Raw genomic sequence first — 16,743 nt, 5'->3', positions numbered from 1 at the left:
TTTCAAGACTGATGAATGCGTACCTGAGTTTTAATTTCCTCAGCCTATTTCAATGATACCAGAAAGGGTTAAAATTGCATTTTGCAGCAAATCCCCCATCAGAATTTCTTATAAAAGATTTTTAATTGTGAATTTGAAAAATGAAGCATTGAAAAAGCGGGATGTGTTTTCCGCTTATTTCAGGCCCAATGGACCAAGACTAGCTTTACGAAATACATGAATACTGCAGGGATACCGTAAAATTTAAGCACTGTGAGCCTATTGAAGCGGTGCATAAACCAAAGTACTATTACTGGTCTAATTAGGCCTAGAATCGTCCCCAGGAGGGTGAATAAAAACAGGATGTCTATGCCGGTGGCTACTGTTTCCATAATTATAGATAAAAAAAAGGGACAACTTTACGCTGTCCCTTTAATGGTAATAAACTTGTTATTTATTTTTTACGCTTGATCTCTTCCATTTTGTACCCTTCGAAGGTGTCACCTTCCTGGATATCGTTGAATCCTTTAATGGATACACCACATTCGTAGCCGTATTTCACTTCGCTAACATCATCCTTGAATCGTTTCAAGGCACTGATTTCACCTTCATGAATTACGATACCATCTCTGATAATTCTGATTTTGTTTTTACGGTTGATATATCCATCCGTAACATAAGAACCAGCGACTGTTCCGATCTTAGAGATTTTGAACACTTCTCTTACTTCAATATTACCTGTGATCACCTCTTCAAATTCAGGTTCAAGCATACCTTCGATGGCATCTTTTATCTGGTTGATGGCATCATAAATAATGGAGTAATGTCTGATTTCAATTTCCTCTTGCTCGGCAAGACGTTTTGCATTGACAGAAGGTCTTACCTGGAAGCCTAAGATGATCGCATCAGAAGCGGAGGCAAGCAATACATCAGATTCGGAGATTTGACCTACGCCATGGTGAATGATATTTACATTTACTTCCTCTTTAGAAAGTTTCAGTAAGGAATCAGACAATGCTTCTACTGAACCATCCACATCACCTTTGATAATGATGTTAAGTTCTTTAAAGCTACCAATGGCCAATCGTCTACCGATTTCATCCAATGTGATATGTTTCTTGGTACGTAAGCTTTGCTCTCTTTGTATTTGTTCTCTGGAGTTGGCAATTTCTCTTGCTTCTCTTTCAGAGTCATACACTTTGAATACATCACCTGCTTGAGGAGCACCACCTAAACCAAGTACTTGTACTGGAGTGGAAGGTCCTGCCGCATCGAGTTTTTTACCCAAGTGATCAAACATTGCTTTAACCCTACCGTGATGTTGGCCAGCCAATATGATATCACCAACATGTAATGTTCCTGCCTGTACCATTACTGTAGATACATAACCCCTACCTTTATCAAGGGAGGCTTCTACTACTGTACCGACAGCGTTTTTATTTGGATTTGCTTTGAGCTCTAGTATTTCAGATTCAAGCAATACTTTTTCCAATAGATCGTCAATACCAGCACCTGTTTTAGCAGATATGTCTTGAGACTGATATTTACCACCCCAGTCTTCTACCAGAAGGTTCATATTGGCCAATTCTTCCTTAATCTTTTCTGGATTGGAGTTTGGCCTATCTATTTTATTAATAGCGAAGATCATTGGAACACCAGCTACCTGAGCATGGTTTATTGCTTCTTTTGTTTGAGGCATGACATTGTCATCCGCCGCAATTACAATGATGGCAACATCCGTGATTTTTGCACCCCTTGCACGCATGGCAGTAAATGCTTCGTGACCTGGTGTATCTAGGAATGCGATTTTGTGTCCACCTGATGTTTGTACATCATAGGCACCAATATGCTGGGTGATCCCACCTGCTTCACCATGGGTAACTTTCGCTCTACGGATATAATCCAGTAGGGAAGTCTTACCATGATCAACGTGTCCCATAATGGTGACAATCGGTGCTCTTTCTATTAGTGTATCTTCATTTTCCTCCTCGATGACTTCAGTCTCTTCTTCGTCGGTTTTCGTAAACTCAACATCATAATTGAATTCATCTGCAATTATAGTAATTGCTTCAGCATCCAATCTTTGGTTGATCGAAACGAACATTCCAAGTCCCATGCAAACAGAGATAACCTCATTTACTGTAACATCCATTAGGGATGCCAGGTCATTTGCGGAAATAAATTCCGTTACACGTAATATTTTGCTTTCTTCAGGAGTTTCGCTAACCTCTTTCGTTCTGTCCGAGCGCTTGTCTCTCCTGTTTTTGTTTTTTCCACCAGATCGTCCACCACCTTGCAGTCTTGCAAGTGTTTGTTTGATTTGATCCTGAATTTCTTTCTGAGTTGGTTCCTCTTTTTGGAAACGAGGATTTTGTCCTCTTCCTCCTGGTCTACCAACACCACCTCTATTGTTGCCTTTTCTGGCTCCAGCGCCTTGTCCTGGCCCACCTGGTCCTCTATTGGCAGGTGTTGTAGGTCTCGCTCCTTCTGCGGCTTTGATAGGTCGATTATCAATCCGTTTTCTCGGACGTTTTTTCTTCTCCTTATTGCGCTCATCAGAGGAGGCAACTGGTTTGGATTTTTTCTTTGGTTTGTCTTTAGGAAGTTCAATTTTCCCTAATACAGTCAAACCCCTAAGGGACTCTGCTTTAGCAGAAATCACCTTGTCTTCAGTCTTTTCGATAGGTTTCTCCGGTTCTTTAGTTGCTTTATCTTCAGTAATAGGCTTAGGTTGGGCAGGAGCCTCCTTTGGAGCAGCAGGTTTTGCTTCTGGTGCTTTTACTGGAGGAGTGCTTTTTTCTTCTGCTTTTGGAGCAGGAGTTTTTGCCACAGGTTTTTCGGGTATTACTGGAGCAGGAGTAGGTTTAGGAGCAGTCGTTTCCGGTTTTGCCTCGGCTTTTTGTGGCGCGGCTTTTTCTTCTTTGACTTCTGGTTCCTTCTTAGGTTCAGGTGTTGGCTTTGGCGCTGGCGCTGGCTGTTTTGGTTCTTCAGCTACAGGCTTTGGAGGAGCAGGTTTTTTCCACTTCCTTAACTGGCTCCGGTTTTGGCTTGGATTTATTGGCATCCAAATCAATTTTCCCAACTACTTTAATTCCTTGTAGTTTAGGTGCTTCAGTCGATATTTTGTCAGCAACTTTTTCCACAGGTTTTTTGGCCTCTACTGGAGGGGCTGGAGTAACCGGCTTCTTTGGCTCTGGTTTTTTGATTTCCTTTTCAAGCTCAGAATCCGACTCTGCCTTTATGGTAAAGTTTTCATTGTGCCTTTTGCCTATAGATAGATGGGAGGCCTCTTCCTTTTCTTGGGCAGAAGACTTGAACTCTTTGGCAAGCATACTATAATGCTCCGAACTAATTTTCGAGTTCGGATTGCTTTCTACCTCAAAGCCCTTTTTGGCCATAGACTCAACGATGGTGGAAACACCCACGTTAAGTTTTCTGGCTACTTGGCCTAATCGCATCATTTTTTCTTCTGACATACTAATACCTATTCCTGTATTTATAATAATGCAAATATAAAGGGGATAACGAATTATCTGTCGTTATTTGCTATTCAAATTCTTGTTTTAATATTTTAAATATATCGGCAATTGTTTCTTCTTCCAATTCGGTCCTTCTAAGAAGGTCCTCTTTGGTCAAAGCCAATACACTTTTTGCGGTATCTAAACCTGTTTTTTTCAACTCCCCTATTACCCAACTCTCAATTTCGTCAGAAAATTCAGACAGATCTACATCTTCTTCATCTTCATAACCAGATAGTTCTCGGAATACGTCAATTTCGTATCCCACCAGTCGGCTAGCAAGTCTAATGTTAAACCCACCTTTACCTATGGCTAAGGAAACCTGATCAGGCTTCAAATATACCGAAATCCTTTTGGCTTCTTCATTCAATTGAAGTGAAGTAACCTTTGCAGGACTTAACGCTCTGGAAACATACAGGTCAAGATTGTCTGTGTAATTGATAACATCTATGTTTTCATTTTGTAGTTCCCTCACTACAGCATGAATTCTGCTACCCTTCATACCCACACAAGCTCCAACTGGGTCAATACGGTCATCATAAGATTCTACCGCTACTTTGGCCCTGTCACCTGGTTCCCTTACTATTTTTTTAATGGTAATTAGACCATCATATACTTCAGGAACTTCATTTTCAAACAACCTTTCCAGGAATATTGGTGAAGTTCTCGAAAGAATAATACGTGGATTACCATTGATCATTTCCACTTTATGAACAATTGCCCGGACAGAATCTCCCTTTCTAAACCTGTCCTTTGGTATTTGCTCTGATTTTGGCATGATCAATTCATTGCCTTCAGCATCCATAAGTAGAATTTCTCTACCTAGTATCTGATAAACTTCTGCAGTTATAATTTCACTTACCAGCTCCTCATACTGTTGGAAAAGTAAATCCTTTTCCAAATCTTTGATTCTCTGGATTAGCGTCTGTCTGGCCATCATCACTGCTCTGCGACCAAAATCTTCTAACTCTATTTTTTCATAAGTCTCTTCACCGATTTCAAAATCTGGTTCAATTTTTTTGGCTTCAGCCAAACTAATCTTATCATGATCCCAGATGTCCTCAGAGTTGTCGTCAACAATCTGTCTAATCCTTACGATTTCTAAATCACCTTTGTCCGCATTGATGATAACATCAAAGTTTTCATCAGTTTCATACTTTTTACGAATCATCGCCCTAAATACATCTTCGAGAATGCGGATCATTGTTGGTCTATCCACATTTTTTGATCTTGCAAACTCTGCAAATGATTCAATCAGAATTTTAGCATCCATTGTTTTTATTTGAAAGAGACTAATACAATTGATTTCTTTATTTGGTCAAAAGATATGCTGACTGGTTCTTCAACAACCTTTTTACCTTTTCTTTTTTCTTCACCATTAACTGAATAGCTCTCTGGTCTACTTCAGTGAGTTTCCCCTCCGTTACCTGACCCTCTTCAAGGGTTACTTTCAAATTTCGGCCGATATTCTTTTCATACTGTCTTCTAGAACTTAACGGAAAATCTACTCCCGGAGATGAAACCTCCATTACATATGCAGTATCCATCAGCTCTTTAGCTTCTATTTCTTCACCTACAGCTCTACTAACCACAGCACAAGCATCAATATTTATGCCGTTATCAGCATCAATTAAAATGTGCAAAGATTTTTTATTGCCCTTTTCAACAATTTGTACATCAACGACAAAATGGCTGCTGTCAGGCAGGTGTTTTTCCACTATTTCTTCTATCGTTTGCTTCAAATTCATATCTTTTTGCTTACTTGCTTATGGTTTTTGTTCCACAAATGATCAATAAATGAAAGAGGGGACTGTGTGTCCCCTCTGTTGTCATGAATTAACTCAGGCACAAATGTAATAAAATTATTTTCCTAAAAAAAGTATTGAAAGTTTGATAAATTTGCCTCATGCAATCAAAAAAGTTAAAAATATACAATACCCTTTCCAGAACTAAGGAAATTTTTGAACCCATTAGCCCCCCAAATGTAGGCATGTATGTCTGTGGACCCACGGTTTACGGTGATGCACACCTTGGGCATGCCAGGGCTGCAGTGTCTTTTGATATTGTTTTTAGGTACCTAAGATTTCTGGATTATAAAGTTCGTTATGTCCGAAATATTACTGATGTGGGTCATTTGGAAGCAGATGCCGACGAAGGAGAGGATAAAATAGCGAAGAAAGCCAAGCTTGAACAACTCGAACCCATGGAGGTGGCACAGCAATATGCCTCTTCTTACCATAGAGATATGGAATTGCTCAATACCATCAGGCCAAGTATAGAGCCACGTGCTACAGGGCATATCCCTGAGCAGATCAAACTTATTGATGAAATAATTGCCAACGGCTTGGCTTATGTGGTCAATGGCAGTGTGTATTTTGATGTTTTGAAATACAATAAAGAAGAAAAGCAATATGGCATATTGTCTGGAAGGGTTGTCGATGAATTAATGAGCGGTAGCCGCGAACTTGACGGTCAATCTGAGAAAAAGAATCCAGTGGATTTTGCCCTTTGGAAAAAAGCTTCTCCTGAACACCTGATGCGTTGGGAGTCTAAATGGAGTGTTGGTTTTCCTGGATGGCACCTGGAGTGTACTGCCATGAGTTCTAAATACCTGGGAGACAAATTTGATATTCACGGTGGTGGAATGGACCTGATGTTTCCGCATCATGAATGTGAAATTGCCCAAAGCAATGCCAGTCATCATACCGATCCAGCCAAGTACTGGATGCACAACAATATGATTACCATTAATGGGCAGAAGATGGGTAAATCCCTCGGGAACTTCATCACCCTGCAGCAATTGTTCCATGGAGATCATGAAAAACTAGAGCAAGCCTACAGTCCCATGACCGTTAGGTACTTTATATTGACGGCACATTACCGTTCTACGCTAGATTTTTCTAACCAAGCCTTGCAAGCTGCCCAAAAAGGGTACAAGAAATTAATCAATGGGCTTAGAATAACTTCGCAACTAAAGTATGAAGCAGATCCTGAAGTGCTTGTTGACGAAAACAATGTGGCCCAAATTGAGAAAAGTATTGCCGCTGCCTTTGATGCCATGAATGATGATTTCAATACAGCTCAAGCCATCGGCCATCTCTTTAACTTGTTGAAAAAATTAACAGTCTTTATACGGGTCAATTGCATTCAGCTCAGTTGGGTAGAGATGTTTATGATAAATTGATTCAAACTTTTAATGTCTTTATTAAAGAGATTTTGGGTTTGATAGAAGAAAAAGGGGATAACCAGGATGAGTTATTAAAAGTAATCATTGACCTGTATAGCAATGCTAAATCAGCGCGTGATTATCAAAAAGTAGATGAAATTAGAGCGGCCTTAAAAGGAGTTGGCGTGATAATTAAGGACATGAAGAATAGTGTAGATTGGGCATATGAAGAATAATAAAAGGTTAGGGTTTTATTTCTAGGGCTGCTGCTATATGTAGGGGCTTGTAGTGAAAAGACCAGCAACGAAAATAAATCCTCAGAAGTAAAAACGTACCAGAAGGCACCTGAATTTAGTGCAGATTCTGCGTATGCTTATATTCAGCAGCAAGTAGATTTTGGCCCTCGGGTGCCAAACACTGAGCCACATAGGCTCACAGGCGACTGGATAATTGAAAAGCTGGAAGGTTTTGGGCTAACAGTGACCGAGCAGGCTTTTGAGGACCAAGCGTATGATGGCAAAGTATTCCAATTGAGAAATATCATTGCGAGTTACAAACCTGAGGCATCCAAGAGAATATTACTTGGTGCACATTGGGATACGAGAAGAATAGCCGATAAAGATACGCAGGACCTTGACGTTCCTATAGATGGAGCCAATGATGGAGGGAGTGGTGTTGCTGTTCTGTTAGAAATTGCGCGTGTGTTGCATGCAGACACCCTTCAGCCCAATGTAGGCATAGATTTTATCTTCTTCGATGGGGAAGATGATGGGGAGCCAGATCACAGGAATTTCCGGGATAACAGCCAAATTTGGTGGTGTCTGGGTTCTCAGTATTGGTCCAAAACGCCTCATGTCAAAGGTTATTCCGCTTATTATGGAATTCTTGTAGACATGGTCGGGGGAAAAAATGCCAGGTTTTATAAAGAGGGCTATTCCGTGCAATATGCCAAAAACATAGTAGACAAGGTTTGGAGTCAGGCCCACCATTTGGGTTTTGGAGACTTCTTCCAGATGCGAAATGCTGAGGCCATCACCGATGACCACCTTTTTGTCAATCAGAATGCCAATATTCCAATGATAAACATAATAGAGTATAGCCCTGATTTTGGCTTTGGTCTTTATCACCATACCCATAAGGACAATATGGATATCATCGATAAAAAGACGCTTTCTGTAGTTGGGCAAACTGTTTTGTTTACGCTTTTTCAAGAATAGAAATTTTAATATTACTTCCTATTTTCCATGACCATTCCAGCACTCATTGCAAAAACCTTTGAGGAAAAATACCAACAGAAACCCTTGATTGTTCGCTCTCCGGGAAGGATCAACCTAATAGGTGAGCATACCGATTACAATGAGGGTTTTGTGTTGCCTGCAGCGATCGACAAGGCCATATACCTTGGCTTTGCCAAAAATAATAGCAGGAATTGTCGTGTTTATTCTATCGACTTTCAGGAAGAGGAGACTTTTTCTCTGGACGATTTGAAACCTGCCAAAGGCTGGGTGAATTTTGTGATGGGTGTGGCCAATGCCATTCAAAAGGCTGGTAAAAGCCTGGAAGGGTTTGACTGTGTCTTTGGTGGGGATATCCCTATAGGCGCAGGACTTTCCTCTTCCGCTGCTTTGGAAAACGCCGTGGGCTTTGGATTGAATGAGTTGTTTGATCTAAAACTGCAAAGGCTCGAATTATTAAAATTTTCCCAACAGGCAGAACATGAATTTGTAGGCGTTAAATGTGGGATCATGGACATGTTTGCTTCCATGATGGGCAAGCAAGACCAGGTCATCCGTTTGGATTGCCGTTCCTTGGAGCATTCCTATTTCCCATTGGAATTGGGAGAATACCAATTGATCCTTTGCAATACCAAAGTAGCCCATTCCCTGGCTGAATCTGCCTATAACCAAAGGAGGGAGGAATGCCAGGAAGGCGTAAATCAGATCAAGAAACATTTTCCGGAGGTGAATAGCCTTCGGGACATAAGCCTACAAATGCTGGACAAGGCAAAAGGAGAAATGTCTGCTGTGGTTTACAAACGTTGTGCCTATGTGATTCAGGAGAATGAACGCCTGATAAATACCTGTGAGGCCCTGGCCAAGCAGGACCTGGTAGCGGTAGGCAAGTTCCTTTACGGCTCTCACGATGGGCTTTCCCTTGATTATGAAGTGAGTTGTCCCGAACTTGATTTTTTAGTGGACTATACCAGGGAATTACCCTATGTTTTGGGAGCGAGAATGATGGGTGGCGGATTTGGAGGATGTACCCTAAACCTGATCAAGAAAACCAATAAAGATGAATTTATAGCCTCCATTTCAGCCGACTATGCCGACAAGTTCAATAGGCAAATGGAAAGCTATGAGGTGAACGTTGCGGATGGTACGGGAATTATAGATTTATAGGCATTTTGTAAGCCTATGGGGTACTTCCGAACTGGGCTAGGGTACTTCAGAACTTACCCATTGGGGTTTATAACTTCAATTACTCACCATAAAACAGGGGTAGGGTACCCAAAACTGACAAGCTTGAATATTTTTTATTGAATTTTCCACTTCCGAACTAATCTTTTTCAACTCAGACCTAATAGTTTTGACCAAAAACTGACAGAAAATAGGGTGTAAATCGGAAAATAGGACAAAATTTCAGGAAAAGTCTTTGGATACGCTCAAATTTTCAAGGTTCAGAAGTGGGGAGGGGTACTTCATTGCTCGGAACTATCAGCTTTTTTATTTTCTATTTCAGTTTTTTGGTGGAAAACATTAGGTTTTAGCTAATAAGTATTAGCTTTTAGCAGGGAATTTCCGCCTTTTTGGCAGCATTTTTTAGGTTTTAACCAAAGCATTTGACCAAAAACTGACAAAAGAGAATTTTTAAACTGAAGTATTTCGGTAAAATGATGGTTTGAATTGGAATTTTGGTGGTTATTTTAATTTAACCCCGAATGTAATAGCATTTTCTGAGTTTTCGCATGGAGGGTTGAAATCACTAGTGAGGAGATCTCAACAGGCAATAGAAGGGCAATTGGCTATTTGGGGGTAAATCTTGAGTATACCTAAACACATCCGTTTTCCGGCACTATCCGTTTGTTAATCGTTGGTAAAGGTTTAACAAACGGATAGAGCAAAATGCGTATTAACCTATCAATTTTCTAAAAAAAGGCCTGTTGAACGGCTGTAAAGGGTTTTTTATATAGAAGTATTTAGTTAGTTTAGTGGGGATATAATAGATATATAAGTAACTCCCCAGCAAAACATAGCTTTATACAAATGTTGCCAGTAATTTGAGAAACACCCTGCAAACAAATAGCTATTAATTGTAGGATTTAAATAAGTCATATGAGATATTTTATTACGTTGACTTTAAACATACTTTTGAGTTCAATACTGCAAGGGCAGACTCTTTCAGAAAAGATTGCTATAAATGCATGTGAGTATCTGGATTCGATTGATAATTACAGTATTCTACAAGACAGTATTCAACCAAGTATTACTGCTGCAATGGCAAAAGTGATGATGGAGGGAACTATGGAAGAAAGAAAGCAAATTGGGACCATTGAAGGAATTAGAGGGACTTTAAAAGAGGCGTTTGATATGCTTCCAAGTTCCTGCTACAATGTAAGGCGATTGAAAATCGAAGACAAAAAAAGCCAATTCTATAAAAGATCGGACAATCAATTAGCAAATGAGCATTTTGATAAGGGCAATGATTTTATGGAAAGAGATGATTATAAGAATGCTATAAAACAATTTAAATCAGCGATTAAAATAGAAAACGGATTTGTATATGCGATTGACCATTTAGCGATTTCATATCGGAGACTGGAAAATTATAAATCTGCAATAAAATATTACAAGAAATCGCTTGAAATATTCCCAGAAGGAGACGTTGCCCTTTTAAACATTGCGGTTTCCTATTCTTTTGTAGAAGATGATAATAATTCAATCAAAAGTTATAAGCAACTTAAATTTCTATATCCTGATAATCCAGAAGGTTATTTTGGATTAGCGAAAATGTTATTTGTAACAGAGGATTATGAGAATGCTTTGGACAATTTATTTATTGCACATCGGATATATGTTGACACGAACTCTGATTATGCAATGGATAGTGAAAAATTAATGGGAATTATGATTTCAAAACTTACAGAATTGAATAAAACAGATTTGATTGAAAAAAAAGCAAAAGAGCATAATATTACGATAGAGAATTAAAAACTACTGGCAACAATTTATAAAAATAATGCGAGCAATTTGGGTCTTGCAACGCTTTCTCAATTTGTTATCTTTGGTAACGTAATCAAGGGTAGCAGCGGTTAAATCCGCACTATTCTTATAATAACGTTAGGCAACATTAGGAAAAACCACAAACATCGATGGCGAAAATATATATTTTACATTCAAAAGAAAACAACAGCTTCGTGCGTTCGTTAATGAGAAATTTAGTGAATAACGGACACGAAATTATTTTGAGTGATTTTGAGGTTGGACACGATATAAATATGTCCATCAAAAAAGCTATGCAAAGTGCGGATATTCATATTGCTCTAATTTCTAATAAGTCATTAAATTCTAACTATTTCATTAATGAGCTTTCTCAAATACGAAATTATTCAGTCCATTCGAACCTTCGTAAATTGTTTATTCCCGTTTTTTTCCAGATATTTCATTCGAAACATTACCCAACTCAATCCAAAATATCCGAGGGATATCTATAGACGGAACAACTGAAAGTAATTCTAAAACGCTTGCGAAAGAAATTGAATTAGCAATTAATTCATTTTACGGAAAACAATTCGCTATTGAGGAAGAAGAGAAAGAAGTTAAGGAAAAAATTGAGTCTTCTGCACCAGAGTATATTTCTCAAACGTTGATAGATTTACAGTCAAAAGAAACTAATATGAAACGATATGCCATTATTTGGTACGGTTTAGGATTTTTAGCACTTATCGCAGGCGTTGCTGGAACTATTTGGCTTTCAAATCCAGGTTTAGCTGATTTTGGAGAAAAGGAAAATTGGAGTAAAACAATTTTTTTTGCAATTAAAAGTGCGCTTATTATTATTCTTCTAATTGCATCATCGAAATATTCGTTTAATCTTGGAAAATCTTATATGAACGAAACAATGAAAATAGCAGATAGAATTCACGCAATATCATTTGGTAAATTTTATCTTCAAGTTTTCAATAAACGAATTGAAACCGAGGAATTAAAAGATATATTCAGGGACTGGAATATAAGTAATCAATCCTCGTTTATGGGTCAAAAAAGCGAAGATTTTGACCCTAAATTATTGGATAAAATTTCGGAAGTAATTGATAAAATTAAAGGAAACGATAAATAACGTTGCCTAACAATTAAGCTACAATGATGCGAAGTAAGACTTCGGTTCATTGTAGCGTATGTTGGACTCAGCCTCTGGTAGCCTTCTGTTATGGGGATTGGATAGGTTTTTTTGGTTGGTTAAGGGAGTTAGGAGGCATTAAAATTGTCAAAAAGTAGACGAATTGATTGTTTAGTAGTGCTCGTAAACCAGCCAGATTGTTTTTTGAGTTATTTTTAGTGGAACATCATATGGAGTAACAGGAATGTGAAGTGCAATGGTCTTCAGGAGTCATAATGGGTGACGTAGTTACAGATGAATTTTACAAATTCTGGGTAGAATCCTATGAAAAGTAAATAAAGAAGGCTATCGATAAGCCTTATGAGCGAAAAGTTCATAGCCTGCCCTGTAATTAACAGGGTACGGTTTGATGAAGGGTTACTGATTCTCTGCTCCTTATTATTATCTTTATAGCTAATTAAATAAGGTAGGCTATGAGGCTCTACTCTACCCAACAAGGTTAAAAACACAGAATAAATGAACAGTGTATATGATTTTTTAGAAGAATTCGAAGTCTACTTAAATCGCAAAATCAATGAAGATATTTGGGTTTATTCAGGACATACATATTTCGGGTCCTTATTAATAAAAAACCTTGTTGACAAAAGAAAAATAATTTTAAAACCTTCGGATTCTACATTACCAGTTGGAGGGAAGCGAATTCAGGATTTCATGTCAAAAACTCCAACATTCAAAAGACATACAATTGACAACTACGTTTTTGTAACACGGACTTTTAAGCACATTTCAAAAAGACTTGCAAAAGCAAATAAACAACTTACTTTAATATCAGTCGATTTTGAAACCAAGAGTATTGTCGTTTTTGGTTCAATGAATATTGACTTAAATATCCTAAATCATATAATTGAATTTGCTAATAACATTAAATATTCTATTTCATATGACTTTGAAGGTTTACTTAAACATCAAGGATTTGACAAAGAAAAGAATCAAGTAATAACGCAAATTGAGGAAAGACAAGATAATCCAAAAGTTTTCTTTTCATATTCCTGGGACGATGATGAACATAGATTTTGGGTTTTAAAATTGGCCTCTGATTTAATAAAAAAGGAATTGATGTATTAATTGACGAATGGGATTTGGACAGATTTAATAATGATTTACATCAATTTATGGAAACGGGTATTAGAGAATCTGATAAAGTAATAATGGTTTGCACTCCAAATTATGCTAAAAAATCAAATGATAGATTAGGAGGTGTTGGTGTTGAAAATACAATTATAACTGGAGAATTTTACGACAAGAAAAAATCAAATAAATTCATATCAATAATAAGGAAGTATGATAAAAACTTGACTGACTCTTTACCCAGTTACTTAAAGACAAAATTTTCATTGGATTTTTCTGATGAAGATATATACAAATTGAAACAAGAAGAATTGATTAGAAAAATATTGAATGTTCCTAGATATAAAAAACCGAAATTGGGGAACTTACCAGAATTGAAATCAAATGAAATATAAAACCCAGTTGGTAACAAAATGTAAATGTAATGCGGGTTTCAGCGGGTAATTCAACAACAGTTCTTCGTTGCAACACGTCCAATTCCTCATTGACGATTGACCGAAAATTTGAAATTATGAATAAACGAATTGGCTCCGTGCGAAATTGAAAGTTCATCACTTTTAACCCATACTCCACTTACATAAACCGTTGCCGGGAATTTTTCTAATAAAATTTCCCCCTCCGACATATGGCAGAAAAAAAGACAATTAAAATATTTAACACCGAGATACATGAAGTAGCATATTTGAAACCTGCTGACTTCTTGGAGAAAGTGGAAAATGTGAGAATGATAAGAACGGGGAATAGCTCATTATTCACTTTTTATCCAACGGACAAAAAAGAATTAGAGCGTAATCGACAGACATGGGAGTATGTTAATGGAAACCTAAACGCAATGAATTATGAATTCAGATACTACTTCTGTATTGAGTTCCCTGAGTGGCTCTACCTTTTTCTAAAATACTCGACTTGGGAGAATGTTGAAAAATCAATCATTGTTGCACTAACAGGACTATATACCGCAGCCCCAAGAGGGCGTGATTTTATTAACGAGAAAGTGGAGAAAGACACACTTGTAAAAGTAAAGAAACTCTTCATGACAAACTTTAAGGAGTTTGAAAGCTTTGTTTATATTCAAACAGAGGACATGGAATTAATGGACGAGATTAATTCTGATTATTGGGAAAAAGAGAAGTCATTTGTTAGCAAATTCGATTACTTCTTTCGTGACAATTCTGGAAATCCCGTGATACTTCCTTTCATTTATCCTGTGCCTGACTTTAGATTTAAAGAACACTCATTGTTTATCCGACAAAAATTTGATGTTGATTGCGCCAATTCATACTTTACCGACTCTGACTGGGACAATATTATTAACAAGAACTCAACCGACAAGCTGGACAGGTCCGAAAGTCAAGAGGAGCCATGGAAAAGATGGAAAAGCAGATTCGTTGACAAAAATATAATTGGAGAATGAAAAACAGCAGCTAATAACTAAGCATTCTGACGGCTGTAATAGCCTAGTCTGAATGCAATGTTGAACCCTGAGAAAGTTCAGGGTAGACTTCAATGAAACATTGAAGTGTTAGGAATTGTGGTTCAGTTTCTATCCAAGAAAACTGATGGGCTTCAACTGCAATATGTACAGGTGGCAAGCCATGGACCGCTAAGAATCCATTAAATACCCAAACTCAAAGTGAGTTGAACAATTGCCTTTATAATTTGGAAAGCCACTTTTTATCCTTAATCAGGACCTAAGGGTATTATTCATTATCTGTCAGTCGCTGGTAGTTTACTCCTTTTAGTTAATAATTGGGTATGCTGTCACGGGCTGGTCTACTATTTCATTTCCAAACAAAAATGAATTCGCAATTCGAGAATTGCGTAACTGCAGTTTGATGACCCATTAATATTTCCGAAAAATGGATACTTAATCCTTATAGTTTCCGTTTTTGGTAAACAAATTCGTATATTGATCGTATGAATGTAATAGAAACCTCTTCAGGGAACAGTCATATCGTTGAGATAAATCCCGTAGAAGATGGTGACTATAAAACGCTTAGCAAGAGTCGTTTTTTCTTTGACTGGAAAAAAGAAAAAGCTTATGAAGTATATAAGTTACAACTATCAAGAACAAGTGAAATTATAGGGATTATATCATTAGAAAAAATCCCAGAAGAGTGGCGAGTGCACATTAGACTTTTAACCGTTTCAAAAGATAACAGAGGAAAAGAAAAACAGTATGACGGAATTGCGGGGAATTTAATAGCGTACGCAGCTAGAATCGCGGTTAAGGAATATGCTGAATATGCCTGTGTATCCTTAAGGCCAAAAAGTCAAATTGCCCAACATTACATTGACAAATACAATATGAAATTAACGGGTATGACTTTGAGCATAGAGCTGCCTGAAATTTTGGATTTAATTAATCAGTATGACCATGAAAAGTAAAACTAATAAGGATTTTATTGCAGATGCTGAATATGGATTAGATTCAAGGTACAATTCAAAGAAAGAACGAGAATCAGAAGCTGCATCATTAATGGAAGCACGATTAATGAGAATGAAGAATTTGTCTAAAGAGCATATTATTCGAGCAAAACTCATGCAGCTAAAGTTAAAAATGGAAGCGTATATCGAGCAACCAATGTATGATGATCAAAATCACTTTGCTGATTTCCTAAAAATATATGTAGACACCATTTATTCAACAAGAAATCACTTTGCTCAGGATATTAATATTACACCAATCAGGCTTAGTCAAGTAATTAACAATCACCGAGATCCCAAAGATGAATTTATTATGAAGTTAATGATTCATTCTGAGAAGGTATTTGAAAAGATTTGTAGTTTTAAAAAGGAAATTTGGTACCAAGTATATTTTCATGAGAAATTATGTGACACCATGTCAAGCCAAGAAGAATGGAGAACAAAGCTTGAAAAGGATGTTAAGCTTAGTGAAGCAATAGATTAAGAACTGTAATCAAGAATCTGAATGAACATTGTAGGGCTTGAAAGTTTAAAAGGACATTTAAAAGAATTCATCTAAGGCTTTAATCCCGATAGCAGATGAAATGGACAGAGATTTTCGCGTTAACTTTTTTATTCATTATTGGCCTATGCTCGTTGTATCTGTATTTTTATTTTCATAATTCCCAGGAGGTTAAGGATTACTTAAATGAAGTAAACAACAGCAACACTACAGTAGGTCTTAGATTATTTGTGATTTATGGAATAGCTAAATTGGTATCAATTATTCTAGGACTTGGAATACCAATTTCAGTTATTTACAAAGTGATTCAAAGAACTAAAAAAGCATCACAATAACTAAGCATCCTAGCTGCTAAACCAGCCTAGTCCCCTTCGACACCCTTCGACCCTTCGACTCCGCTCAGGGACCACAGGCTCAGGGTTCGGATCATCGTATAGGGAATTGTTTCCTTCTTACTTTTTACGACCTAACCGGATTAACTGTCGATATTAACTAAAAAGGTGCAAAGGCTAGGATGCATTAATGTTTGATCAAGTAAAGATTTGGAGGGGTAAAGTGCTGATAATAAACTTACTGGTATTACATTTAAAGTGATAAATTTGCATGTAACTTCAAGGCTTTTGCCTATCGCTTCATTTAAAATTTAATTGTACATAATGTATAATTATTGTATCTTTGACTCTCAA

Annotated in this window: 11 protein-coding genes and 3 pseudogenes; 11 read left to right on the top strand and 3 right to left on the bottom strand. The window is 37.4% G+C overall.

Translation table 11 applies throughout. The features are described from left to right. Positions 1-433: 433 nt before the first annotated feature. The 3 genes and pseudogenes from infB to rimP all read right to left on the bottom strand — a co-directional run bounded on the left by infB (position 434) and on the right by rimP (position 5,245). Positions 434-3,455, bottom strand: a pseudogene (infB, locus tag ADICYQ_RS07700) (translation initiation factor IF-2). 70 nt (positions 3,456-3,525) lie between these two features. Next, positions 3,526-4,770 (bottom strand): transcription termination factor NusA, encoded by a 1,245-nt coding sequence (gene nusA / locus ADICYQ_RS07695; RefSeq protein WP_020893584.1) that lies wholly within the window; start codon positions 4,768-4,770, stop codon positions 3,526-3,528. A gap of 5 nt (positions 4,771-4,775) precedes the next feature. Continuing rightward, positions 4,776-5,245 (bottom strand): annotated as a pseudogene (gene rimP, locus ADICYQ_RS07690) (ribosome maturation factor RimP). A gap of 158 nt (positions 5,246-5,403) precedes the next feature. Between rimP and cysS the strand changes: the two are divergent. The 11 genes and pseudogenes from cysS (at position 5,404) to ADICYQ_RS07645 (ending at position 16,039) form a co-directional block, all read left to right on the top strand. Beyond that, a pseudogene (gene cysS, locus ADICYQ_RS07685) lies at positions 5,404-6,899 on the top strand (cysteine--tRNA ligase). Between the two features lie 27 nt (positions 6,900-6,926). Then, entirely contained in the window at positions 6,927-7,880 is a 954-nt protein-coding gene (locus ADICYQ_RS07680; protein WP_040415092.1) for a M28 family peptidase, read from the top strand. Between the two features lie 27 nt (positions 7,881-7,907). Further along, positions 7,908-9,062, top strand: a complete 1,155-nt coding sequence (gene galK / locus ADICYQ_RS07675; RefSeq protein ID WP_020893579.1) for a galactokinase — start codon at positions 7,908-7,910, stop codon at positions 9,060-9,062. A gap of 969 nt (positions 9,063-10,031) precedes the next feature. Then, entirely contained in the window at positions 10,032-10,871 is an 840-nt protein-coding gene (locus ADICYQ_RS07670; RefSeq protein WP_161625585.1) for a tetratricopeptide repeat protein, read from the top strand. A gap of 161 nt (positions 10,872-11,032) precedes the next feature. Further along, complete coding sequence (locus ADICYQ_RS30170; RefSeq protein ID WP_081652316.1) at positions 11,033-11,374, top strand: toll/interleukin-1 receptor domain-containing protein; 342 nt, start codon at positions 11,033-11,035, stop codon at positions 11,372-11,374. A gap of 182 nt (positions 11,375-11,556) precedes the next feature. Continuing rightward, positions 11,557-12,000 carry a hypothetical protein gene (locus ADICYQ_RS07665; RefSeq protein ID WP_020893576.1) on the top strand — a complete coding sequence of 148 codons (444 nt, stop codon included), beginning with the start codon at positions 11,557-11,559 and terminating at the stop codon, positions 11,998-12,000. A 516-nt stretch (positions 12,001-12,516) separates the two neighbouring features. Further along, positions 12,517-13,125, top strand: a complete 609-nt coding sequence (locus ADICYQ_RS25865) for a hypothetical protein (protein WP_020893575.1) — start codon at positions 12,517-12,519, stop codon at positions 13,123-13,125. A 14-nt stretch (positions 13,126-13,139) separates the two neighbouring features. After that, positions 13,140-13,523, top strand: a complete 384-nt coding sequence (locus tag ADICYQ_RS07660) for a toll/interleukin-1 receptor domain-containing protein (RefSeq protein ID WP_161625584.1) — start codon at positions 13,140-13,142, stop codon at positions 13,521-13,523. Positions 13,524-13,753: 230 nt separating this feature from the next. Next, positions 13,754-14,542 carry a hypothetical protein gene (locus ADICYQ_RS07655; protein ID WP_020893572.1) on the top strand — a complete coding sequence of 263 codons (789 nt, stop codon included), beginning with the start codon at positions 13,754-13,756 and terminating at the stop codon, positions 14,540-14,542. Between the two features lie 503 nt (positions 14,543-15,045). After that, complete coding sequence (locus tag ADICYQ_RS07650; protein ID WP_020893571.1) at positions 15,046-15,516, top strand: GNAT family N-acetyltransferase; 471 nt, start codon at positions 15,046-15,048, stop codon at positions 15,514-15,516. Further along, on the top strand, positions 15,506-16,039 hold the full coding sequence (locus ADICYQ_RS07645; RefSeq protein ID WP_020893570.1) for a hypothetical protein: 534 nt from the start codon (positions 15,506-15,508) through the stop codon (positions 16,037-16,039). The genes ADICYQ_RS07650 and ADICYQ_RS07645 overlap by 11 nt, the downstream gene beginning before the upstream one ends. Positions 16,040-16,743 lie beyond the last annotated feature (704 nt).

Origin of the sequence: Cyclobacterium qasimii M12-11B, assembly GCF_000427295.1 — a bacterium.
Classification (GTDB): domain Bacteria; phylum Bacteroidota; class Bacteroidia; order Cytophagales; family Cyclobacteriaceae; genus Cyclobacterium; species Cyclobacterium qasimii.
Note: the sequence above shows the minus strand (reverse complement) of the source record. Positions and strands in the feature narration are given on the sequence as shown.